Source organism: Polaribacter sp. HaHaR_3_91 (genome assembly GCF_019278525.1).
Taxonomy (GTDB): domain Bacteria; phylum Bacteroidota; class Bacteroidia; order Flavobacteriales; family Flavobacteriaceae; genus Polaribacter.
Genome location: NZ_CP058986.1, coordinates 2,690,001 through 2,716,114, shown reverse-complemented (window position 1 = coordinate 2,716,114; position 26,114 = coordinate 2,690,001). Strand labels below are relative to the sequence as shown.

The window sequence follows — 26,114 nt, the reverse complement described above, 5'->3', positions numbered from 1 at the left end:
AAAAACAAGAACTACTAAACATGTTGACAATAGAGGGCGTAACGAATATTTAATTTAAATCTAATTAATTTAACTTATTGGTAGTTAGTGCTTTATTTTTTTTTGTTATGTTTAGATTAACAATTAGTTAAGTAAATGTTTATTCTGAAGTTGTTTATTAAAACTATAATTATAGATGCTTCGGATATTCATTTATAACTAAAATAGGAACAAAACCTATTTTAAGTACTCTTATTTAGAACTTTAAAAGAGTCTGATTTTTTTATTAGAGAGGAATTTTAAGATATTACTTTTTGTTGTATTAGTGTTCTTGTAAGTGTTTAAAAAGCTTAATAACAAGTGTTTTTTATTGTCTAAAATTTTTAATTTATGATTTAACGGAATGATAATATATACTTGTTAGTAGTTGCGGTTAAATGCTTTTTTTTTGTAAAATATAAAGATGATAACAATTAAACTTATGGGTAAGAAGCAAGACTACAATAAGGCCTACAATGAGTATTGGTATCAATTATTTGGGTATGCGAATAATATTTTACGTTCTAGTGAAGATGCAGAAGATGTTACGCAAGAAGTTTTTTTAGATTTATGGAATCGCTTAGACAATTTATCAATAGAACATTATAAAGCCTATTTATTTAAAGCTGTAAAATTTCAATGTGCAAAAAGACTTCGTAATAAACCTTTTACAGAAGTTTTGTTAGAAAAAATGGAAGCTATTTTAAATTTTGATGATACAGCAGAAAGTGAAAAAATAGAAGAAAATAAAGTATTACTGATAAAAAAAATAGATGTTTTAGCCGACGACTTGTTGCCCGAAAGATGTCTTCAGATTTTTAAACTTCGGTTTAAAGAGAGTTTAAGTTACAAAGAAATTGCTTCTGTATTAAATATTTCTACAAGTACAGTTGATAACCAAATAAGCAAAGCCTTAAAAATTTTACGAGAGTCAGGAGTTTATAATTCAGAAATGATGTTACTTCAATTTGTGTTAATAGGCATTGTATCTGCACAATGTTAATTAAGTGTTATCTAGGTTAACAAAACTTTAATTTCAAATAAAAACATAGGGGACATTTAAAATCTCGGTACTTAACAGTAGAGGAATCTATTTTCCCATATATAAGTACACTATGACAGAACAGAGTTTTAAAATTATTTTAAAAAAATACGAAGAAGGAACCGCTACTCAAAAAGAAATTGAAAGTGTAGAATCTTTTTTCGATGAAATGCAAAAAGGCGGAAAAAATCCTGCGGATTTTAAATACAATCTTTCCCTTAAAAACAAAATTTACAAAAGAATAGAGAAAAATAAAAAGCCAAAAATAATTTGGCGTTGGGCAATTGCAGCTTCTATTGTTTTTCTATTAGGTTTTAACTTTTATTCTCTAAGTAATAATAAAGGAATTTTATTTTTCGGAAATCAGAATAAAACAGCACAAGTTTTAAAAGTAACTCATTTAAACGAGCAGGTAAAAGTTTATTTACCAGATGGTTCTTTAGTTGTTTTAAATGGAGGTAGTTCTATAGAATATCCTAAAAATTTTAATGATACAATTAGGTTAGTAAAGCTAAAAGGGGAAGCTTTTTTTGATGTAACTAAAAATCCGAAGAAACCATTTGTTATTGAATCTGGTAAAATTACAACCAAAGTTTTAGGTACTTCTTTTAATATAAGAGAAACCAAAAATACTACAGCAGTAGTAGTTAATACAGGTTTGGTAAAGGTAACATCTAAACAAGAATCTGTATTTATAAAACCTAACCAAAAAGTGACTTATAATAATAAAACAAGCAAGCTTTATAAGAAAGAGGTAAATGCAGAAGTAACAAATCTTTGGAGGAAAGAAGAAGTGGTTTTAGAAAAAATAAAAATTGAAGAGTTAGTAGTAGAGCTTCAAAAGTTATATAAAATTCCATTTGTTTTTAAAACAGATAACCTTAAAGAGGAGTATTTCTATTCATTAAAATTATCTAAAAATGAAACATTAGATAATTTATTAGAGCGTATCAATTTTATCAACGAAGTAAAACTAATCAAAAATAATAATATGGTTGAAATAGTGAAAAAATAGAGATAATAATTAAATAAAAATCATAAGAATTACATTAAAACAAAGTAAAAACTAAGACTTAATTAAATGAGGGAAAATCACAGTAAAACAGTACAAGTATTACTATTTGTATGTTTTTTTAGTACGATTCAGATGTTTGGAGCATCTAAAAATATGAATACAATAAATTTAACTCTAAATGAAAAAGGAGCTACGCTTGTAAAAATTTTAAACAAAATAGCTAATGTAACTCATTATAATATTACTTATGGCGATTTTATTGCCAAGAATAACAATCAATACAGTGCTGTTTATAAAAATAAATCATTGACTTTAATTTTAGAAGACTTAGGTAAACGTGCTCAGTTTGATTTTAAAGTAAATGGAGATGAAATTTTAATTGGTAAAATAAAAGAACCTAAACAACCACTACAAAAAGTGGTAATTACGGGAAATATTGTAGATGAAATGGGAGAACCTTTACCTGGAGCTACTATTCTCGAAAAAGGAACAAATAATGGAGTTACAACAGATTTTAATGGGTTATTTTCATTAAAAGTTTCTACTAATAATGCTGTAATTGTAGTTTCATATTTAGGTTTTGTAACACAAGAAGTTCCGTTAAACGGAAAAAAAGAAATTTCTGTTCGTTTAATAATGGATTCATCTAGTTTAGATGAGGTTGTAATTGTAGGATATGGAAGTGTTAAAAAAAGTGATTTAACAGGTTCTGTTTCTTCTATCGACTCAGAAGATTTGGTTGCTTTTCCAGTAATGGATGCAACACAAGCATTACAAGGAAGAGCTGCAGGTGTAACGGTACAATCTACAAACGGTGCGCCAGGTTCTGATTATAGCATTCAAATTAGAGGAAATACTTCTATAAATGCGGGTAATGATCCTTTAATTGTTGTGGATGGTTTTATTGGTGGGGTTATGCCTCCTGCGGAAGATATAGAAGCGATGGAAATTCTTAAAGATGCTTCTTCTACAGCAATTTATGGTGCAAGAGGTGCAAACGGAGTGGTAATAATAAGTACAAGAAGAGGAGCAAAGGGAAAAACACATTTTAGTTTTTCTTCTTCTTACTCAACGCATGAAGAGATCAATCGCTTAGATTTATTAAACGCAGATCAGTTTACAACTTTTATTAAAGAATTAGACCCTAGCTTTGTGGCCGAATTTACAGGAGAAGGAGTAGATTGGCAAGACAAAATCTATAGAACCGGCGGAGTTCAAAATTATCAACTATCTGCTTCTGGAGGAACTGAAAAAGTAAACTATTATTTATCGGGTTCTATTTTTGATCAAAAAGGAATTGTAGAAAATTCAGATTTTAATAGATACTCTATAACCTCTAATTTAGACTTAAAGGTATCAGAATCTGTAAAATTAGGTTCAAGTATTTTTGTTCGTAGAACTAATAAAAACGGAGTTAAAAGTCAAGAAGGAGGAGATGCAGCACAAACAGGTGTAATTTCTGGAGCTTATAAATTTTCGCCAACACAAGGAGTTACAGATGAAAATGGAGACAATTCTTTAAGTATCATTGGTTACCCTATTGATAATCCGTATGCTCTAGCAAAAGAGTATGAAAATGAGGTAATTACAGATTTGTTTCAGGGGAATGTATATGCAGAAGTTGGACTTTTTAAAGATTTAAAATTTAAATCGACTTTAGGTGTTAGTATCAATCAATCTAGAACCGGACGTTATTACCCAACAACTTTAGATAGGGGGAATAGTGTAGGTGGTGAAGCTACTTTTAGCACAAGAAAGAGTACAAGTTTTATCAACGAAAATTATTTAACGTACAATAAAACTATCGGTAAAAAGCATGATTTTTCTATTATGGCTGGTTATTCTTTACAAAAAGATAGATCAGAATCATCTAATATAATTGCTTCTGGTTTTATTTCTGATTCTTTTTCTTTTTGGAATTTAGGAGGAGGAACAAACCCTGCTTCTGTAGATTCAGAATTATCAGAAACTGCTTTTGAAGCTTTCTTTGGTAGAATTAATTATACTTTAGACAATAAATATTTATTTACGTTTACTGGGCGTCAAGAAGGAGCTTCTGTATTTGCAGCAAATAATAAGTATGGTTTTTTTCCATCAGCAGCTTTTGGTTGGAAAATTTCTGAAGAACAATTTTTATCAGAATCAAACGTCATCAACTTATTAAAACTACGTATGAGTTATGGTCAAGTTGGTAACCAGGCAATTAGTCCTTATCAATCTTTAGCATCATTTACAGATGTTTTTTCTACAGTACAAGGTAGTGCAGTTACAGCTATAAGACCGTCTACAATTTCTAATAACGATTTAACTTGGGAAACCACTACACAAACTAATATTGGGTTAGATCTTCAGGTTTTAAGAAATCGATTTGGTGTTACTTTAGATTATTATAATATGAGGACCAATGATCTTTTATTTGATGTACCAACACCAAATTATACAGGTTTTTTAACGCAGTTACAAAACATTGGTACCGTAGAAAATAAAGGATTTGAATTTGCTGTAAATGCAACTATTCTACAAGGAGATTTAAAATGGAAAACGTACGCTAACATTTCATTCAATAAAAACAAAATAATAAAACTAGTTGATAATGATACTGATGGGAATGATATATTTTATTCATCATCACCGTTGTCTGGAGCAGGAACTACACAGTTATTAAGAGAAGGTTTATCTGTTGGTCAATTTTGGGGATATCTTTATGATGGTGTTGTACAAACTACAGATGATGTACTTGTTGGTGGAGAAGAAATTGGAGGTGAAAAGTTTAAAGACCTTAACGGAGATGGCGCTTTAACAGATGATGATAGAGCAGTTATTGGAGATCCGCATCAAGATTTTAGTTGGGGTTGGAATAATGATTTTAGTTATAAAAACTTCAGTCTTAATGTATTTGTCCAAGGTTCTAAAGGTGGAGAAATATTAAATTATACTTTAATGGAATTAGGTGCTTTAAACGGTAGAACAAATGTTACTACAGAAGCACTTAATCGTTGGTCGCCTACAAATACAGATACAGATATTCCAGAAGCAAGAGTTAGTAGAAGCTTTGTTACTTCAGACAGATGGGTAGATGATGCAAGTTATATTAGATTAAAAAATATTTCTTTAGGATATAATTTCTCAGAAGCATTGTTATCTAAAATTAATCTGTCTTCTGCTAGATTATATTTAAGTGGACAAAATTTATTTACAATTACAGATTATAAAGGGATAGATCCAGAAGTATCTTATAGTAATTCTAGTAGTAATATAGGATTAGATTATGGTAGTTACCCAAGCGTTAAATCTTACACTTTAGGGTTAAACATAGAATTTTAGTATTTAATAAAAATTTGAAATTATAATTATGAATAATATAATAAAATTATCTGCCTTAGCTGTTTTAACTTTTATGGTTAGTTGTGTAGATTTAGATGAAACACCAGAAGGCTCTTTAACTCCTGAAGGATTTTTTAATACAGTAGAAGATGTATACCCAATGATAGATGGTACATATGGCTTAATGGCTTCTTCTAGTTATTACGGAGCCGGACTTACAGTTCCGTTACAATTAATGAGTGACATGGTAGATAACGGATATGAATTTGGTGATTATGCCGAGTTTAGTCCATTTTTAGTAACGCCAACAAACTCTTATGTAAACGATGTTTGGGCATCTTCATATCAAACAATTGCAACAGCCAATACAGCAATAAAAGGAATTGGTCTTTTAAATGATACAAATGAAGAAGAGAAAATTCTAGCAGAAGGAGAAGCAAGGTTTGTTCGTGCATTTTTGTATTATCATTTGGTAAGACTTTATGGTAACATTCCTTATATCGATAATCCAGATATTGCAGATCCTTTAAGTATAAAACAAGCTACTAAAGAAGAAGTGTATGCTAAAATTATAGAAGATATGACGTTTGCTTTTAATCATTTAGAGATAACTTCAAGAGGAAGTGTAAAATCTAGACCGTCTAAAGGTACAGCTGCTACTTATTTATCGTCTATATATTTGACGCTAGGTAATTGGGAGAAATCTTATGAAAATGCGAAATGGGTAATTGATAATGCTGGTCAATTAAACTATGCTTTACAAGATGATTATCAAAATATATTTAGAAATAGTGAACAGTGGGTTTCTACAGAAGATATTTTTACAATAGATTTTACGAATAATCAAACTGGGCAAAATCCTAATCCGGTTACTTATGAAAACGATAATAAAGTTGGACCATTTAATGGAGTAGAAGGTGGAGTGAAACCTATAAGAGGATGGAGTATGTTAGTACCTCACATTAATGTTTATAATAATTGGGATGTTAGAGATTACAGATTAAAAGTAAGTTTAGCAGATTCTCTAATCTTAGATGATGGTACTGATGTTGTAAGACCTTATACCGATTTTGAAATAGCAAGACCACATATAGCAAAGTTTAATAGATTTCCAGGAGAAGGGAGAACTACTGCAGGATGGAGATCTGATTTAGATTTTGTTGCTTTTAGATATGCAGAAGTTTTATTGATTGCTGCAGAATCTGCTAACGAATTAGGTTTAACTACCGAAGCTGTTGGATATTTAAATCAAATTAGAAAACGTGCAAGAAATGCAGGTGCTATTAATTTTGAAGGAAGTGGCTATGGTGTTTATATGGCTTCAAGCTATCCAGAAGATGTTGATGCTAGTATCAATAAAGAAAATTTAAGAACAACCATTATAGAAGAAAGACGTGTAGAGCTTGCTTTTGAATTTAAAAGATGGTACGATATTGTTCGTTTAGATTTAGGAAACGAAGTTTTTAATATTGATGGATTAGAACCTCAATCTAATTTTAATGAGTTTAGATACTTGTTACCAATTCCTCAAGATGAAATGAATAAAAATGAAAATTTTGTACAAAATTCAGGGTATTAAAAACCATAAAAAGATTTATTATAATATTACCTCTCTTTAAAGTTATTTTAGGTAGAGGTATATTATATTTCTAAAATAAGGTTTGTTCTCTATTATTTTTGATTGAATAATATGAAGTTGATACGATAATTCAGAAGAAAAAGGATCTTGAAGTTTTGTTTTTTTAATAAATAAAGCAGCATAAAATGAGTTTTTATGCTGCCTTATTCTTCTTAGAATAAAATTGGGGGACTAAAATTGTTAATTGTTAATATCCTGGGTTCTGATCTGCAATTGTTAATTCTGAGTTTTTATCTATTTCTGTAATAGGAATAGGGAATAGGTCGTTTTTAGAAGTGTAGCCTGTGCCAGACAATTCTGTTGCTGCTTTTCCCCATCTCACTAAATCCCAAAAACGCTGACCTTCATGTGCTAATTCTAAAAATTTTTCATTGACAATAGCATCAAATAAATCGGTACCACTAGTGTTGCTATTAATATTACTTAAACCAGCTCTATTTCTAACTTTATCTAATTCTGTTCTTGCTTTAGAGTCTTGCCCGTCTTTATTATATGCTTCAGCAGCTAATAATAAAACTTCTGCATATCTAAATAACCTAAAATTAGTGCTGTAATTTAATTCTTTAATACCGTCTTCACTTGTGTCTTCAGATTTTGTTGCGTATTTTATTCTTATAGCTCCTTCATAATCCCAAATTACTCCTCCTGTAGCTAGTGAAGCATTTACACTTCCGCCTGCATCAATTAATTCAGCTTCTGTCATAATAGTTGCTGCTTTTCTGTCTGTGTCTCCTGCATCTTCAAAAGCATTTATTAATTTTTCTGACGGTAAGTTAAATCCCCATCCATTAATAAGGTCTGTACCTGTAAGGTCAAAGATTCCGTCTCCTCTTGGTCCCATTAATTGAATGTGTAGATTACTTTCATTTCTACCTCCCCAAGCAAAGTTACCCCAATCTCTTGCAGTTGTAGAAATATATCCTATTTCGAATAATGATTCTTTTCCAAATTCATGATTAATGCTCCAAACATCTGCGGGGTTTGCTTCTAAATCGATAGCAGGATTATTAATTACAGATTCAAAATATGGAATTGATTCGCTATACTTTTCTTGAAAAACGAGCGCTTTACCCATTAATGCTTCTGCAGTTTCTTTAGTTGCTCTAAAACTATCTGACGCTCCTTTTCCGGGTAAATCAGCAATAGCAGCTGTTAAATCTAGTTCAATTTGGGTATATATGTCTGCTCTTGATGATTTTACGATTCCAAAATCTTCAGCTTTTTCTGGTACTGTTAATCTTAAAGGAACTTCACCAAACATGGTTGTCAATTCAAAATAACACCAAGCTCTCATAAACTTAGCTTCAGCTAAAGCTCTGTCTTTGTTACTTAAATCACTATCTGCAATGTTGTTTATGACTAGGTTTGATAATGAGATAGTTCTGTAAAAAAGATCCCAAATACTAGTTATCGAAGCATTAGAAGAAGATACATCTACATAATCATCTATAGCTTGCAGTTGAGATTGATCGTCTGCATTACCTCCAGCAGCATTTGCATCGTCTCCAGGAAGTAGTTTTACTAAAAAGACACTACTCCAGTCTACAGCATAATTAAATTGCATTAAATCATAGATGCCTATAACAGCAGATTCTACATTTTCCTCTTCAAGAAAAAAGGTGTCTAAATCATCAACATTTATTCTTGGGTTTTCTGTAAATTCTTCGCTACAAGATATAATCCCTAGAAAAAGAACTCCAATAATTGTTAAAATTGTTTTTTTCATAATATGTATGTGTTTTTATTAAAAGTCTAGAGAGAGTCCGAATACTACTTTTGCTGCCGTAGGGTAAAAACCTCTATCTACACCAATAGAATTATAGTTGAAATTTCCAATTTCTGGATCTAAGCCTTTGTAACCTGTAAAGGTGAAAAAGTCATCTAAAGAAACGTAAAACCTTAAGTTGTTAATATGCATTCTTTCAATAGTATTTTCTGGCAAAGAATAACCAAATTGAATTTGTTTAATTCTCATAAAAGAGCCATCTTCTACCATTAAATCTGTGTCATATGAAGCAATTACATTTGCGGCTCCTGGGTAGGAAGCTACGTCACCTGGTTGTGTCCATCTTTCATTAAAGAAATGTACTGGTTTGTTGGTAATTGGTCTAGACGGTTGATGATACGTTGAAATAATATCATTACCCAATGTTCCTTGAAATTGTAGGTTAAAATCAAACGCTTTATACGCTAAACTGATGTTTCCTCCAAATAGAACATCTGGATGCGGTGATCCTATATTTGTTTTATCAGCATTTGTAATACTTCCATCTTTATTGGTGTCTACTTTTATAACTTCACCAGTTGCAGTATCAATTCCATTCGTTTCGTATCCATAGAAATACCATGAAGGCTGCCCTTCTGTAAACCTTGTAATTCCGTCTGGGTTTTGAGGAGCACCTGCACCTGCAAGAGAAGTCCCTTCTGGTACAAATAGAATCTCTGTTACTTTGTTTTGTAGAGTAGATAAATTTGCATTAATATTGTAGCTAAGTCCACTTTGTGTAGTATCTCCATAGCCTAACTCAAATTCGAAACCTTTATTTTCTATGGTACCAGAATTAAATTCATTAGAAAGAAACCCTGCCGAACCAGGTGTAATTAAAGAACCGTCGTTAATAATAGCATCTCTAGTTGTTTTCTTGTAATAATCTGCGGCGAAAGTTAGCTTGTTATCTAGCGCTCTTAAATCTACTCCCAAATCTAACTGTTCTGAAGTTTCCCACACTAAGTTAAGGTTTGAGTATCCTGTAATTTGAGCACCTATATTTCCTAAATAATCAATATTTTGTCCGTTAATTATTGAGGTAATATATGTTTTATCTGAGTTACCATTTAAGTTACTTCTACTTCCATTTTGCCCCCAACTTGCTCTTAACTTTAAATAATCTATTTTAGATTCTCTATTCCAGAAATCTTCATTTGAAGCTACCCAACCTGCGGAAAATGCAGGAAAAGTACCCGCTTTATTTGCTATTGGAAATTTATCTGATTTATCTCTTCTAATAGAAGCTTCAAATAAATACTTTCCTAAATAATCATAAGAAAGTCTACCGAATATAGATACCATATTATCTGGAGATGGATCTATTTGATTTACTTGAGTGTTAAATTCTGGTAAGTCAAAATTAAAGCCAATAAAATCTACAATAGAAGCAGATCCACTTCTAGAAGTTGGTGTTGTTACTCTTGTTTCTTCTGCAGAATACCCTGCTAATAAAACAAAATTATGATTTCCCAAGGCTTTCTCATAAGAAGCAAAATTTTCCCATAACCATCTTTTAGATTCAACAACGTTTTGAGAACCAGAATACGTTGTGTTAGATGCTTCTGAAGAAACATAATATGGATTGATCATATTCCTTGTGTCCCATTGATTTTTGTCATATCCTAATCTTGTTGTAAAAGAAAAGCCTTCAAAAGGTTTAAATTTTAAATAAGCAGAGGTTAAAAATTGATAAGCATCTACAGTAGTTTTGTTAATGTTATTTGCATAGGCAACAGGATTTACAACCTCTCCAGTAGAGTAACTTGGGTATCCATAAACGTTACCATTTGCATCTTTTAATACCGGAACACCATTTGTGTTAGAACGGTCTATAACAGATTGTGGTACGGAACCGTTAGCATAAGTGACAGGTGTTAATGGGTCTAAAATAAGCATATTTTGAATTACACCTCTAGTATCACTATTTTCTTGAATCCCACTCTTATCTGAAGATGAATAGGTAGAGTTAACACCTACTTCTAACCATTTAGCAACATCACCTTTTAAGTTTACTCTAAAAGTAGATCTTTTAAAAGAAGAGTTTCCATTGCCAACAATACCATCTTGATCTAAATGAGAGGCAGAAGTAAAATAAGAAAATTTTTCTGTGGCTCCAGATAGGTTAATGTCATTTCTGTGCATAAGGGCAGGAGAGAAGGTTTCTTCAATCCAATCTGTATCATATCCATTGTCTGTTACACTTGTTAATCCAGCTTCATTCATGTACTGAACAAATTGTGAAGCATTCATTAACTCCATATCTGTTTTTAAAAATTGAACACCTATTTGAGAATTAAAAGACACTTGTAACCCTCCTTTTCGTCCTCTTTTAGTTGTTATAATAACCACACCGTTAGCACCCTCTGTACCATATATAGCAGCAGAAGCAGCATCTTTTAGTATTTCGATATTTGCAATATCTGATGGAGCAATATCTGCAATAGATGATGCTTTCATACCATCTACTATAAATAAAGGCTCTGAATTACCACTAGAACCCGCACCACGAATTCTTATTTTTGCTCCAGAACCTGGTGAACCAGAAGAAGACGATACCGTAACACCAGATGTTCTACCTTGTAATACAGACTCTACTCTTTGATTAGAAGAACTTTTAATTTGTTTAGAATCGATACTAGAAATTGCTCCAGTAACTAAACTTTTTTTCTTACTACCATACCCAACAACTACAATTTCGTCTAAAGACTCTAGGTTGTCTTGTAAAATTACATCTATTTTTGTACTGGTTCCAACAAGAATTGTTTGAGAATTCATCCCTAAATAAGAAAAAACTAACTCATTGTCTGGAGAAACATCGGCTATTGAGTAATTTCCCTCAAAATCTGCATTTGTACCTTTAATAGTTCCCTTAATTACAACTGATACTCCTGGTAAAGTGTTTCCTGCGGAATCCGTTACCTGACCAGTAATTGTCTTGCTTTGCGAAAAAACATTCTGCATACATAACATTAGGCATGCAATAATCGTGACTTTAAATTTTATCATCATTCATATTAATTGGTTAATTAAAATACTTGTTTTGATAAACAATGTAGCAACTAAAAAATAGTGTTATAAATTAAGTAATACTACCAATAGTAATAACATAATAATTATTAATAGTACCTCGTAAAATATTTTATTTTTAAACTTTTTCTGTTCCATAAACATTGTCGTACTCTTCAAATTTATAAGAACAAATCAATATTTTGTACCACAAAAAAAACAGCTTTTAAAACAATTGTAGCTATTTAACCTTTATTTAACACGTATGCTACATTTAATTCATTTGACGCAACAATTGTTTTATAGCACTATTTTATTGAGAAATAAAGTACACTTAAAAATGATCTTTTTAAAGATGTAAAGTGTTTTAATAGTGTTAATTAGTTTCTTTTTTAATTTCTATTTCAGAAGGTAAGATACCAAAATGAGCCTTAAAGCATTTAGAAAAATAAGAGGGAGAAGAAAAGCCAACACTAAAACAAGCTTCACTAATATTACCTCTACCAGAGTCTAAAATTTGTTTGGCTCTTTCTAATCTTATTTTTCTAATAAACTCATTTACAGTCTGACCTGTTATAGCTTTTATTTTTCGGTATAATTGACTCCTGCTTAGTTTTAATTGTGATGCCAACTCCTCTACACTTAAGTTAGAATCTGAAATATTGTTATTTATATATTCTAATAGTTTTTGTATAAATTCTTTATCAATTGAGTTAGAGTTTATTTTTTCATCAGCACCACTTATTGCTCCAAAAAATTTATCGAAAATTAATTGTCTACTTGTTATTAATTGTGATAAACGAAGTTTTAATAATTTTAAATCGAATGGTTTTATCATGTAAGCATCAGCACCATTTTCTATACCTTCAATTCTATTCTCTATGGTTGTTCTTGCAGTTAACATCATTACAGGAATATGGCTTGTAGAGGCATCTGTTTTTATTGTTTTACAAAATTCAAACCCATCCATTTCTGGCATTACAACATCTGTAATAATTGCGTCTGGTAAGGTTTCTTTTGCCATTTTAACGCCTTCTTTACCATTACCAGCAACAAAAACCTTGTATTCTTTACTTAATTCTACTTTTAAATAATCTAGTAATTCTATATTATCTTCAACAATTAAAATGGTCTTAGTTTTAGTTAGTTTAGATGCTTCTGTAGTTGGAATTTCTGTGTCTTCTGGGGTAATTAATAAGAATTGTTCTTTTATATTTACTTTCTTCTCATTTTCATATATAATTTGATCTTCTGTATAATGAGCATTACCTGTTGGTAATAGTATTTTGAATGTGGTGCCAGAACCTACTTTACTTTCTACATTGATATCTCCTTTATGAAGGTACACAAAACTCTTTACTACTTCTAAACCAATTCCGGTTCCACCGATATAGGTTTTGTTTTGATCTTCTACTTGATAAAAGCGTTCAAATATTTTTTCAACTTCTTGTTCGTTTAACCCTGTTCCAGTATCAGAAATTACTATTTCAATTACTTCCACCGGTTGCTTTTTATCAATTAAAGGTAAAAGATATCGTTTGTGATTAGAAAATAAATCAATATTTATAGCACCTCCTTTGGGAGTTGCCTTTATGGCATTAGATAAGAGGTTGAATATGATTTTTTCTAACATCTTTTCATCAGCCCAAACACTTAAATCTGGTACATCAGAATCTACACTCAATAAAATGTTTTTATTGGTTGTTTCTTCTTGAAAATAGTTCGCAATGTTATTAGAAAACTCGATTAAATTAATTTTAGAGGCTCTAATTTTCATCTTATTATGCTCTAATTTTCTAATATCCATTAACTCATTTATCAATCTGTAAAGTCTGTTTGTGTTTTTGTAGATGATTGCATGTTTATTTTTAACACTTTGTGGTAGGTCTAATTCTTTGTTGCTAATAATGTCTTTAATAGGGTTTATAATTAGTGTTAACGGTGTTCTAAATTCATGAGAAATATTTGTAAAAAATTGAAGTTTCTTTTGATTCAATTCGTCATTTTGAGTTTGTGCTAAACGTTCATTTTTTAATATTTCTTTTTCTTTTATTCTTTGTTGAGTTAAGCTGTTTAGTAAATAAATGCATAATAAAAACAGTATAATATAACCTAATATTGCCCAATTGGTTTTCCACCAAGGTGGAAGAATGGTAATATTTAATTCTAATGGAATGTTACTCCAAATACCGTCATTATTAGAGGCTTTGAGTTTAAAAATATAATCTCCATGATCTAAATTTGTATAGGTCGCATTTCGTTTATGTCCAACGTAATTCCAAGTATTTTCATAACCTTCTAAATAATAAGCATAATTATTTTTTTCTGGTCTTGTATAGTTCAAGCCAGTATATTCAATGGTAAATACAGATTGGGTGTGTGAAAGTTGAATGTTTTTTGTCTCTGAAATAACTTTTTCTAATGGAGAGTTTTCAGTAAGAGGAATTACTTTTTCATTAAACAATTTAAAATCTGTAAAATGTAGAGAAGGCAAGCTAGCATTTGTGGCTATTTCTTTTGGATTAAAATAATCTAACCCCTTAAAATTACCAAAATACAAAATACCTTTTTCATCTTTTAAAACTGCTCCAAAATTAAAATCATTAGAAAGTAAACCGTCATTTGATGTATAATTAGTGAAATTTTCTTCTTCTATGTCAATTTTTGTAAGACCAGAATTACCGCTAACCCAAATATTTTTATCATTATCTTCTATGATTGCAGCGATATTTTCTTCCTCAAAACCTTTAGATTTATTATACCATGTATAGGTGTCTTCTTTTTTATTGTACCTACAAAGTCCTGCTCCTCTTGTTCCAATCCAAATTTCTTTTTTAGAAGATTCATAAATACTTAAAATATGACTGACGTCAGATAAGTGCCCATACTCTTTTTGCATTCTAGTTTTTAGAGAAACAACATTAAAGGTGTTATTTTCTAATCTTGTTATTCTAAACAAACCATCGGGAGTTCCTACCCAAATAACATCTTCTGAATCTACAAAAACTACCATAAGTTTATTGCATAAAGATTTATGAGCTACAAATTCTTCAGAATTAAATTTTGTAAAGGTGTTTGTAGTAGGGGTGTAGGAGTGTAGTCCTTCAAAAAAAGTAGCAATCCAAATGGTACCTTTAGAATCCTCCGAAAAACTTCTTACCGTATTTGCTTTAAAGTTTTTTACAGCATTATGTTTACTAAAATTTATGAATTTTTTAGATCCATTTTTTAAAAGATAAATACCACTATCCCAACTTCCTGCCCATAAATTATTTTTAGAATCTAAAAACAAACTCACAATGTAATTAGAATTAAGTCCCGAATAAACAGTGTTATTTTCTTTATTGATATGAGTTATTTTAGCGTTTATAGGGTTGTAAATATCAATACCACCGCCATCTGTGGAGATCCATAAATTACCAGTTTTGTCTTTTACAACACTTGAAACAGAGGGTATTGTTAACGAATTATTTTTATTAGGTAAGCTTTTTATATCTTTAAATTTATCATAGAGTTTATCGCTAACGGCAACACCACTGTTAAAGTAACCCATCCAAATTCTATCATTCTTATCTATAAAAAGTTCCCAAATAGAGTTATGTAAAATACTGTTTTCTTCTGTTTTATTTGATACATAATTTTTAATAATATCGCCATTCTCTTCTAAGTGAAAAAGACCATCATTCTCTGTTCCAATCATCAATGTATTATCTGATAATTGAATTATTTTCATGATTTTTTTCGATGTAATATCAAATTTATTTAAACGTATTATATTGTTATTTCTATCATTAGTAAGGTCACATTTGTAGATACCATTTTCTCTTTCAAAGCCAATCCATAAATTATCTTTTGCATCTATATACAGGTTAGAAATTGAGTGATTTATAGATTTTTCATCACCTGCAAAAACTCTAGTATTAATTAGTTTATTATGTATAAAATCAATTTCTTTTAAACCAAGGTTTGTACCTACAAAAGTTTTGCCTTGCTTTGTGTGTTTTATACTAGTAATTGATAAATCTGGAGATTTTTTATTTAAAATTCTTTCTGTTAAAAGTGTATTAATATCTAATTTGTAAAGACCTTTTCTGTCCGTTCCTACTAACAAATTACCTGCAGCATCTTCTTCTAAAGCTAATACATTTTCTTTATAGTTAAGATTAGTATTTAATTGTACTTTTTTAAAATGATCTAAATCTCTATCATATAAATTTAATCCATTTTCTGTTCCGCACCAAAGTCTATTTTTACTGTCTAGAAAAAGACATTGTACTAAATTATTGCTTAAAGAATGAGTGTTTTCAAAATCAAATTTATAAGGAGTATAATCTATACCATCAAATTTATATAAACCAGTTCCAGTAGTACCAATCCAAATAAACCCTTGGTTGTCTTGTACAATAGATGAGACGCCCACTTTAGGTATGCCTTCCTTAATATTTACAAACTGAAATTCTTTATAAGATTTTTGTGCATAGTTAATTATGGAAGACAAAAATAGTATTAAAACCAAGAGTTTTTTCATAAACTAATAATTTAATAGTTACTGTAATATTACATTTTTAAACCTAATTATTTCAAGTTGATTTTTTATTTATTTGGAGGATGTTCTAATAAAAATCCGTTTTTTTTATCTAAATAATAGGTAGTTAGATAATCTATTTTTGGAATGTTATTATTTAATTATAAATGTAATCAACTTTAACTTGAAACTAGGGGAAGCTTTACAAATTAGATCTAAAGATAGCTTTAGTTAATAAATTTAAGTGCAACAAATTAAACATCTAATGAAAGAGATGTTGCTTCCTAGTTTAGAATTAAATATAATGGAGTGATTTACAGGGATTAAAAGTACTACTCTTATTGTTTTTCTCTTTGCCTTATTTAAATTTTAAATAAGTATACCGTAATTATCATTTAATTAAAGCGTTGTGAAATTTTAAAAAACAAATTAAATAAAGAATATTGTTTTAAAAAAGAGATTTAAGCAAACTTTATAGATTTAGAAGGCTGAATTTTAGTAATTATATATGATGGAATAATCAGCATTAAAAAAGACATAATTAACGTGCCAATATTTAGTAATAAAATAGCTTTTAGAGAGATGTAAACAGGCATTGTAGTTACATAATAGGTCTCCGGATTTAATGTAATTAGCTCAAAGTAATATTGTATAAAGAGAATAGATAAACCAATAATGTTTCCCCAGAAAAGCCCTTTTAAAATAAGGTAAGAGGCGTTGTATAAAAATATTTTACGGATGCTTGTATTCGTGCTTCCTAAGGCTTTTAAAATACCAATCATTTGTACGCGTTCTAAAATTAAAACGAGTAGGGCAGTAATCATATTTATGCCTGCAACTAAGATCATAATGGCAATAATAAACCACACATTATTATCAAAAAGTTCTATCCATTCAAATACAGCTGGGTAACTGTCTAAAATAGTTTTACTGTTTAAAGTTGCACCAATATTACTGTAAATTTCTTCTCCTTTTTCTTCAATTTTATCAAAACTATCTAAAATAATTTCAAAGCCTCCAACCTCATTTTCTGTCCATTTATTTAGATTTTGGACTTCTCTGATGTCACCAATCATCATGCTTTTATCAAATTCAGCAAAACCAGAATTATAGATTCCTACTATGGTGTATTTTCTGTTTGATGGTAGCTTACTAGTAGAGGTTTTTATAAAAGTAGCTAAAACAGTATCGTTTAATTTTAGTTGTAAACGATTCATTATTGTTTGAGACAATAAAACTTCTTTGGTTCTATCTTGATTAAAGTTTGGGGTTCTACCTTCAACTAAATACTCTGTAAAAAAAGTCCAATCGTAATCTGTAGAAACTCCTTTAAAAATAATGCCTTCAAATTCTGTTTCTGTTCTTAAAATTCCAGCTTTATTAGCAAAAACTTGAATGTTTTTAATTCCATCTACATCTTTAAACTTCGGATAAAAATCTTGGTTTTTATCAATAGGAACTGTTGAAACATCAGAATTATTAGCATCGTAATTAATAATTTGAACATGGCCTTTAAAACCAGCCATTTTATCACGAATTTTATATTGCAAGCCAGCACCAGTTGCAACAGAAATGAGCATAATAATAATCCCCAATGCAATTGCTGTGATTGCAATTTTTATTATTGGAGATGATATGCTATTTTTATACTTTTTACTGGCAATAATGCGTTTTGCAATAAATAACTCGTAATTCAAATTGATGATAGATTTTAAACCTTTCAAAAGTACATATTTATTCTTATTTCTAATGCTGAATTTTCAGCTGATTTGTTATGCTCAAATTACATCAATTAAAAGTACAGGTTTAAAAGTAGGGAGTAACAGAGAACAGGAAACTGTTAAAGTAGGTGCAGAAAGTACCCATTTGTATCTCAGTTTATTAAAAGGTAAAAATGTAGCAATTGTTGCAAACCAAACTTCTGTATTGTCTGTTATTCAGAGAGCGGAAGTAGCGCCTAATGCTATGGGGTCTAAAAAAGTTACGCATCATTTGGTAGATTATTTACATAACTATAATGGAATAAATGTAAAAAAAGTTTTTGCACCAGAACACGGTTTTAGAGGGAAAGCAGATGCTGGCGAGGTTGTAAAAGATGGATTTGACACCAAAACAGGTTTACCAATTATATCGCTTTACGGTAAAAATAAAAAACCGTCAGCAGCACAATTAAAAGGAATTGACGTTGTAGTTTTTGATATTCAAGATGTAGGTGCTCGTTTTTACACCTATATTTCTTCTTTACATTATGTAATGGAAGCTTGCGCAGAACAAAGAATCCAAGTGATTTTGTTAGACAGACCAAACCCGAATGCATATTATATAGATGGTCCTGTTTTAGAACTAGAGCATACATCTTTTGTGGGAATGCATAAAGTTCCTGTAGTTTATGGAATGACTATTGGCGAATATGGAAAAATGATAAATGGTGAAAAATGGCTTAAAAACGGAATTAAGTGTGATTTAACAGTAATCCCTGTAGATAATTACAATCATCAAATGGAGTATAGTTTACCGATAAAACCGTCACCAAATTTACCAAATGATAAAAGTATAAATCTCTATGCTAGTTTGTGCTTTTTCGAAGGAACGAATGTTTCTGCAGGAAGAGGAACAGAAATGCAGTTCCAAATTTATGGTTCTCCGTATTTAGCAAAAAGCGAATTTACTTTTACTCCACAAGCAAATGAGGGCGCTAAATATCCAAAATATAAAAACACATTATGTTATGGAGAGAATTTACAAGAAGCAGAAAAGCTTAATAAATTAGATTTGTCTTTTTTAATAGAAGCTTACAAACAGAATACTTCTAATGAGTTTTTTAATAATTTCTTTACAAATCTAGCAGGTACAAAAAAGCTGCAACAACAAATAGAAAAAGGGATCTCTGAAACTGAAATCAGAAAAACTTGGGAGAAAGATTTGGATGCATTTAAAAAAGTTCGAAGTAAGTACTTGATTTATCAGTAAAAAAAAGAACTTTAAAAGTTATAAAATAGTTTAAAATAAAAAAGCTCGTAAGAAATTACGAGCTTTTTTAATAGTATTAAAAGAAACCTATATGTTAAGGTTGTAAGTTAATCCAACAGAAAAGTTAGTCGATTTACCGATATTACGACCGTCAATTACGCTACTAAAACCTACGCTAGCTCCTAATTCTGGAATAATGTTTTTATAAATAGTTGCACCTAATCTTGTGTATTCTACTTTAGTTTCAGGAAAATTTCCTCCAAAAGTAGCATCACTAATATCTACACCATCAGTTGAAGCTAAATAATCTAACCAACCTTCTACATAAATAAAAGAACTTGCATATCCTATTTTAGTTGTTGCATAATAAGCATTTGGTACATCAAAATCAGCTCCACCAGAAGTATTATCTGCATCTCCTTTAAATTGGTAAGAATTTAAAAAAGTAGCAAAAAGACCATCATTATTTTGTAAATGTAAACCAGCAGTTAGGTTCGTAGAAAATGTATTATTACCAAGAGATAAAATTCCGTTTGCTTCGTAACCTGTAGGAATATCAACACTTAAACCCGTTATAACATCTAAATTTAATTTATCAAAATCAAAAGTATACGCATTATATTTTAATCCAACAGAAATATCCTGAAAACCATCTTGTTTACTAGTTCCGTTAAAAGGATCTGCAATACCATTTCCTTCTGCAGAAATGTAAGGTGCATTTAAAACAACAGATAATTTGTTTGTAATACCGTATTTTGCGTATAAACTGTATATGTTTTGATCAATTTCATTATGTGCAGGCACTGCATCCATTTTAGTTTTTCCTGCATAAAATTTTTCATAATTACTAGAGGTATAAGAAGCTGTTACAGATAAATCACCTTTTTTTGGAGTAAAACCATCTAACAATCCTTGTGCATTAGTTTGTGCTGTTAAAGCTAGTCCAAAAACCAATCCTAATACTATTTTACTTGTTTTCATTTTATGTTTTTTAATAGTTAGGTTTCTTTGTCGAATGCTAATTATTTACATTACAAGATGATTTTTTTCTTTTCTGAAATAGAAAAATAGAAAAGAAAATATTTTTTATTTCTACCTCTTTTTGAGTGTGTTATCATTTTTTTTTTTTAATAATTTTTTTAATTTTTTTTGATTTTTTATTTGAAATAGGTTTTAGAGTTTTATCATTATAAAATTTGTAATTTTGAAAACTAGAAATAAGCTACTTAAAATAATTCTAGTAAAGCATGTACAAATCTATTGTAAGACCGATTTTCTTTTTATTCGATCCAGAAAAAATTCATTACTTCACTTTTTCTTTAGTCAAAAACCTTTGTAAAATTCCTTTTGTTTCTTCTGTATTCAGAAGTTTATATGTGGTTGATGACAAACGATTAGAAAAAAACTTATTCGGATTAACCTTTAAGAACCCAGTAGGTTTGGCAGCAGGTTTCGATAAAAATGCAGTTTTGTATAATGAATTGGCAAATTTTGGTTTCGGATTTATAGAAATAGGAACCGTGACACCAAAAGGACAAGTTGGTAATCCTAAAAAAAGGTTATTTAGATTAAAAGACGATCAAGGAATTATAAATAGAATGGGGTTTAATAATGACGGAATGGAAGCTGCCATTAAAAACCTAAAAAAGAATAAAGGACAAGTTATTATTGGTGGAAACATTGGTAAAAATACAGCAACAACTCCAGAAAATTATACGCAAGATTATTGCGAGGTTTTTACAGAATTGCATCCATATGTAGATTATTTTGTATTAAATGTAAGCTGTCCAAATGTAGGTAGCCATGCAAAATTAAATGATAAAGACTATTTATTAGAATTAATTTCTGCTTGTCAGAATCTTAATAATAAAGAAAAAGTACAAAAACCAATTTTATTAAAAATTGCTCCCGATCTAAATAATATCCAGTTAGATGAAATTATTGAATTGGTGCATGAAACAAAAATTGATGGTGTAATTGCTTCAAATACTTCTACAAATAGAGAAAATCTAAAAGCTTCAAAAGAACGTTTGTCAGAAATAGGAAATGGTGGGGTTAGTGGTCAACCCGTTAAAAACCAAAGTACAGCTGTAATTAAATACTTAGCAGATACCTCAAAAAAAGCTTTTCCTATAATCGGAGTAGGAGGTATTCACTCAGAAAAAGATGCGTTAGAAAAACTAAATGCTGGTGCAGATTTAGTACAAGTATACACAGGTTTTATTTACGAAGGACCAAGTTTGGTAAAACGAATTAATAAAGCAATTCTAAAACAATCTTAAAGTCTAACAAAAAGTTTAATAAAGCAATTTACTTACCTAAAAGAACTTAATTTTTATGGTAGAAACTTTGATCTCTTTTGCCTTTGCAACAGTTATTTTAGCAATTTCTCCAGGTCCAGACAATATTTTTGTACTAACACAGAGTATTGTAAACGGAACAAAATATGGTATCGCGACAGTTTTAGGCTTAATGTCTGGTTGTTTGGTGCACACTACATTAGTCGCTTTCGGAGTATCGGCAATCATCAAAGAAAATGAAAGTCTCTTCTTTATCATTAAATTATTAGGAGCAAGTTATCTGCTCTTTTTAGCGTACAAAGTCTATAAAAGTGATGCTGAAATAGTCTTGTCCAATAACAATATTCAAAAAGAGTCTACATTTAAACTATTCAAAAAGGGGTTTATAATGAATGTATTAAACCCTAAAGTTGCTTTATTCTTTTTAGCATTTTTTCCTCAGTTTTTGTTTTCTAGAACGATGTCAAGCGTTGTTCAGTTTTATACTTTAGGAGCTCTTTTTATTGTGGTGTCTTTTTTAGTATTTACAATCATTACAATTTTAGCAGGCAGTATTTCTAGCTATTTAAAAGAACACGCTAAAGTAGGAGTGTATCTAAAATGGGGACAAATAATTGTATTTACTTTCATTGCATTTATGATTTTGTTATAAAGCTAATTAAATACATATATTCAAAAGGACAAATATTCTCTTTTGTGTGTTCCCTTTTTTAGTTAATACTATATAAATTCGTTTTTATTTAATGACCAACATCAATTTAAAGAAGATTTAGAAAAAAAAGGTCAGGCTTTCCACTATATCTTTTTATATGCTTATTTCTGCTATCACATCAATAATCATATAAAAAGGATGCCGTTTCAATCCCTAACACGAGTATGTACCAGCTTAAGTTTTATTTCGAAAAGACTACTTTATATATAGAAATTTATCGATAAGTAAATAAAACCAATTTTTAAGGATCTTAACATACTGTCAGTTCGAGCGCAGTCGAGAGCTATTAGATTCTTAAAATAAGTTCAGACTTCGTTTAACCGAAGATTTTACGTGTTTTTAAACGATGATTTATTCGAATTATTCAAAAACTATTTATAAGTGAGAGAACAAAACTATGTTTTCTATGTTGCTATGTGCTTAAAAAGAATATTTCTAGACTCATTTTAAGAATTACAATCTTATATAATAGACTAATATTTCTATTTTAGAAGAAGTATTAAGAATAAAAAGTTATAAATAGATTAGATGAATAGTGTCTATAGAGGTTAAATACAGGATTATTATAATAATGGAGCTTTTTTTTAGAATAAAAACCCGTAACTAAGAAGAAGAATTAAAAGAATGTAATAATAAATACACGATATTTTCAAAATTCAACCCAGAACTCTTTGGTGTTTTAGATGAAGTTTAGATTAAAATATGGGATTTTCTAAGAAAAACTCTCAATGTTCATATCGGTCAAAAAATACCCTCAAAAAAACTTTCTTCATAAACAGTTAAAAACAAGTGTCTTAAAACGCATTGTGAAATTAAATTAAAATAAAGGTAAAAAAATAGTTGTTAGATTAAAAATGAGTTGTAAGTTTGCACCCGCTAACAGTAATATCACACAGTTAGCAACGTTCATTGAGGAGTTGTAAGTAAGTTGAGGATTAGTAGTTTATCTAAATAAAATGTCAAAATTTTATTAAAAATAAAATAACAATTTCCTTAGGTTTATAATTAAAAAGAGTTGTATGTTTGCAGTCCGAAATTTTCGGCAAAAACGTTCAAGGTTTTTTTAGTTTTAGAGCAAGCAAAAAGAAATTAAAAAAAAAAGTTTAATTTTTTATTGTCAGATTAGAAATAGTTTGTATGTTTGCAGCCGCTAAGAAAGACAGCGAAAACGATCAAAGAAAATTTGGAATGACTATTAAAAGAGTCAGTTAGTTCGAGTCTAACATTTCTACAAAGTTTTATTTAGGGAGTAGCTTTTAAGTTGCTTTTTAAGATTAGAACAAAGTTCATTGAAAATATTGAAATTGACAGCGTAATTAAAGAGTAGAATAACCATGTTTAGATTTATTTAAACAAATTCTTTTGAAACTTATTCATTAAAATATTTAAAATATACAATGAAGAGTTTGATCCTGGCTCAGGATGAACGCTAGCGGCAGGCTTAACACATGCAAGTCGAGGGGTAACATTGTGCTTGCACAGATGACGACCGGCGCACGGGTGCGTAACGCGTATAGAACCTACCTTTTACTGAGGGATAGCCTTTAGAAATGAAGATTAATACCTCATAGTATTGAGACTCGGCATCGAGTTTTAATTAAAGATTTATTGGTAAAAGATGGCTATGCGTCCTATTAGTTAGATGGTAAGGTAACGGCTTACCATGACTTTGATAGGTAGGGGTCCTGAGAGGGAGATCCCCCACACTGGTACTGAGACACGGACCAGACTCCTACGGGAGGCAGCAGTGAGGAATATTGGGCAATGGAGGCAACTCTGACCCAGCCATGCCGCGTGAAGGATGACTGCCCTATGGGTTGTAAACTTCTTTTGTACAGGAAGAAACACTGGTATGTATACCAGCTTGACGGTACTGTAAGAATAAGGACCGGCTAACTCCGTGCCAGCAGCCGCGGTAATACGGAGGGTCCGAGCGTTATCCGGAATCATTGGGTTTAAAGGGTCCGCAGGCGGTCGATTAAGTCAGAGGTGAAATCCCATAGCTCAACTATGGAACTGCCTTTGATACTGGTTGACTTGAGTCATATGGAAGTAGATAGAATGTGTAGTGTAGCGGTGAAATGCATAGATATTACACAGAATACCGATTGCGAAGGCAGTCTACTACGTATGTACTGACGCTGAGGGACGAAAGCGTGGGGAGCGAACAGGATTAGATACCCTGGTAGTCCACGCCGTAAACGATGGATACTAGTTGTTGGGCATTAGCTCAGTGACTAAGCGAAAGTGATAAGTATCCCACCTGGGGAGTACGGTCGCAAGACTGAAACTCAAAGGAATTGACGGGGGCCCGCACAAGCGGTGGAGCATGTGGTTTAATTCGATGATACGCGAGGAACCTTACCAGGGCTTAAATGTAGTCTGACAGCTTTAGAGATAGAGTTTTCTTCGGACAGATTACAAGGTGCTGCATGGTTGTCGTCAGCTCGTGCCGTGAGGTGTCAGGTTAAGTCCTATAACGAGCGCAACCCCTGTCGTTAGTTGCCATCAAGTAAAGTTGGGGACTCTAACGAGACTGCCTACGCAAGTAGTGAGGAAGGTGGGGATGACGTCAAATCATCACGGCCCTTACGTCCTGGGCCACACACGTGCTACAATGGTATGGACAATGAGCAGCCATCTGGCAACAGAGAGCGAATCTATAAACCATATCACAGTTCGGATCGGAGTCTGCAACTCGACTCCGTGAAGCTGGAATCGCTAGTAATCGGATATCAGCCATGATCCGGTGAATACGTTCCCGGGCCTTGTACACACCGCCCGTCAAGCCATGGAAGCTGGGAGTGCCTGAAGTCGGTCACCGCAAGGAGCCGCCTAGGGTAAAACTGGTAACTAGGGCTAAGTCGTAACAAGGTAGCCGTACCGGAAGGTGCGGCTGGAACACCTCCTTTCTAGAGAAAGATGGTGAGTTACAAAAAAAGGTCATTTTTACTCTTTGCTGTTAATTTTATAATATAAGTATTTTAAGCTATTATAGTCTCGTAGCTCAGCTGGTTAGAGCGCTACACTGATAATGTAGAGGTCGGCAGTTCGAGTCTGCCCGGGACTACAAAAAGCTAAAGTACTAAGGAAATTCTGGAAGTAAGAGGATTCTACATTCATAATTTAGGATTTATTCTGAATTTCATAATGGGGGATTAGCTCAGCTGGCTAGAGCGCTTGCCTTGCACGCAAGAGGTCATCGGTTCGACTCCGATATTCTCCACAACGGTCAATTTCAAGTAAATAGACCACAAGTTCATTGACATATTGGTAAAATGATATCGTAAGAATCAAATAGATAGAGAACAATTAGAATATTTATATTCTAATTAAATAATTTTTTTATAAAAATATAAAAGAGTTCATTATAGTATGGAAACATACTGTAGCAAAAAGTACAATAAGTTAAGTAAGGGCGTATGGCGGATGCCTAGGCTCTCAGAGACGACGAAGGACGTGATAAGCTGCGAAAAGCTACGGGGAGGGGCACATACCTTTTGATCCGTAGATATCCGAATGGGGCAACCCGGCATGTTGAAGACATGTCACCTAGCAATAGGGGTAAACCCGGTGAACTGAAACATCTAAGTAACCGGAGGAAGAGAAAACAATAGTGATTCCGTTAGTAGTGGCGAGCGAACGCGGATTAGCCCAAACCTATTTTGTTACGGCAAAATAGGGGTTGTAGGGCCACGATATTCGAAGATAAGTGAATTAGAACAGTTTGGAAAGACTGACCATAGAGGGTGATAGTCCCGTAAAAGTAAGCGAATTTAAGATAGTGGTACCCTG

12 protein-coding genes, 2 tRNA genes and 2 rRNA genes (1 of these 16 only partly in view) are annotated in these 26,114 nt (G+C 31.2%); 11 read left to right on the top strand and 5 right to left on the bottom strand.

Features of this window, described 5'->3' with window-relative positions; all coding sequences use genetic code 11:
- The first annotated feature begins 442 nt into the window (after positions 1-442).
- The 4 genes from H0I27_RS11495 (at position 443) to H0I27_RS11480 (ending at position 6,978) form a co-directional block, all read left to right on the top strand.
- Positions 443-1,021: an RNA polymerase sigma factor gene (locus H0I27_RS11495; RefSeq protein WP_218730841.1), complete on the top strand. Its 579-nt coding sequence runs from the start codon at positions 443-445 to the stop codon at positions 1,019-1,021.
- Positions 1,022-1,133: 112 nt separating this feature from the next.
- Positions 1,134-2,075: a FecR family protein gene (locus H0I27_RS11490; protein ID WP_218730840.1), complete on the top strand. Its 942-nt coding sequence runs from the start codon at positions 1,134-1,136 to the stop codon at positions 2,073-2,075.
- Positions 2,076-2,228: 153 nt separating this feature from the next.
- A complete protein-coding gene (locus tag H0I27_RS11485) occupies positions 2,229-5,399 on the top strand; it encodes a TonB-dependent receptor (protein ID WP_218730839.1) in 3,171 nt (1,056 codons plus the stop codon).
- Positions 5,400-5,427: 28 nt separating this feature from the next.
- Positions 5,428-6,978 (top strand): RagB/SusD family nutrient uptake outer membrane protein, encoded by a 1,551-nt coding sequence (locus tag H0I27_RS11480; RefSeq protein WP_218730838.1) that lies wholly within the window; start codon positions 5,428-5,430, stop codon positions 6,976-6,978.
- Between the two features lie 247 nt (positions 6,979-7,225).
- Here H0I27_RS11480 and H0I27_RS11475 read toward each other — a convergent pair whose 3' ends face one another.
- The 4 genes from H0I27_RS11475 to H0I27_RS11460 form a co-directional block, all read right to left on the bottom strand.
- Complete coding sequence (locus H0I27_RS11475; RefSeq protein WP_218730837.1) at positions 7,226-8,764, bottom strand: RagB/SusD family nutrient uptake outer membrane protein; 1,539 nt, start codon at positions 8,762-8,764, stop codon at positions 7,226-7,228.
- A gap of 18 nt (positions 8,765-8,782) precedes the next feature.
- A complete protein-coding gene (locus H0I27_RS11470; RefSeq protein WP_254713082.1) occupies positions 8,783-11,767 on the bottom strand; it encodes a SusC/RagA family TonB-linked outer membrane protein in 2,985 nt (994 codons plus the stop codon).
- Between the two features lie 421 nt (positions 11,768-12,188).
- Positions 12,189-16,340 carry a hybrid sensor histidine kinase/response regulator transcription factor gene (locus H0I27_RS11465; RefSeq protein ID WP_218730835.1) on the bottom strand — a complete coding sequence of 1,384 codons (4,152 nt, stop codon included), beginning with the start codon at positions 16,338-16,340 and terminating at the stop codon, positions 12,189-12,191.
- A 458-nt stretch (positions 16,341-16,798) separates the two neighbouring features.
- Positions 16,799-18,034, bottom strand: coding sequence for an ABC transporter permease (locus H0I27_RS11460; RefSeq protein WP_218733867.1), 1,236 nt, complete (start codon positions 18,032-18,034; stop codon positions 16,799-16,801).
- Between the two features lie 4 nt (positions 18,035-18,038).
- Between H0I27_RS11460 and H0I27_RS11455 the strand changes: the two genes are divergently transcribed.
- Positions 18,039-19,307 carry an exo-beta-N-acetylmuramidase NamZ domain-containing protein gene (locus H0I27_RS11455; protein ID WP_218730834.1) on the top strand — a complete coding sequence of 423 codons (1,269 nt, stop codon included), beginning with the start codon at positions 18,039-18,041 and terminating at the stop codon, positions 19,305-19,307.
- Positions 19,308-19,394: 87 nt separating this feature from the next.
- Here H0I27_RS11455 and H0I27_RS11450 read toward each other — a convergent pair whose 3' ends face one another.
- Complete coding sequence (locus tag H0I27_RS11450; protein ID WP_218730833.1) at positions 19,395-20,288, bottom strand: transporter; 894 nt, start codon at positions 20,286-20,288, stop codon at positions 19,395-19,397.
- A gap of 266 nt (positions 20,289-20,554) precedes the next feature.
- Between H0I27_RS11450 and H0I27_RS11445 the strand changes: the two genes are divergently transcribed.
- From H0I27_RS11445 to H0I27_RS11420, 6 genes are all read left to right on the top strand, one after another.
- Positions 20,555-21,589: a quinone-dependent dihydroorotate dehydrogenase gene (locus H0I27_RS11445; RefSeq protein ID WP_218730832.1), complete on the top strand. Its 1,035-nt coding sequence runs from the start codon at positions 20,555-20,557 to the stop codon at positions 21,587-21,589.
- A 55-nt stretch (positions 21,590-21,644) separates the two neighbouring features.
- Complete coding sequence (locus tag H0I27_RS11440; protein WP_218730831.1) at positions 21,645-22,259, top strand: LysE family translocator; 615 nt, start codon at positions 21,645-21,647, stop codon at positions 22,257-22,259.
- Between the two features lie 1,454 nt (positions 22,260-23,713).
- Positions 23,714-25,231, top strand: a 16S ribosomal RNA gene (locus H0I27_RS11435).
- 84 nt (positions 25,232-25,315) lie between these two features.
- Positions 25,316-25,389, top strand: a tRNA-Ile gene (locus H0I27_RS11430).
- An 82-nt stretch (positions 25,390-25,471) separates the two neighbouring features.
- Positions 25,472-25,545 (top strand) — tRNA-Ala (locus tag H0I27_RS11425).
- A gap of 175 nt (positions 25,546-25,720) precedes the next feature.
- Positions 25,721-26,114, top strand: a 23S ribosomal RNA gene (locus tag H0I27_RS11420) (it continues 2,491 nt past the right edge of the window).
- Together the 16S and 23S rRNA genes with 2 tRNA genes alongside form the textbook arrangement of a ribosomal RNA operon.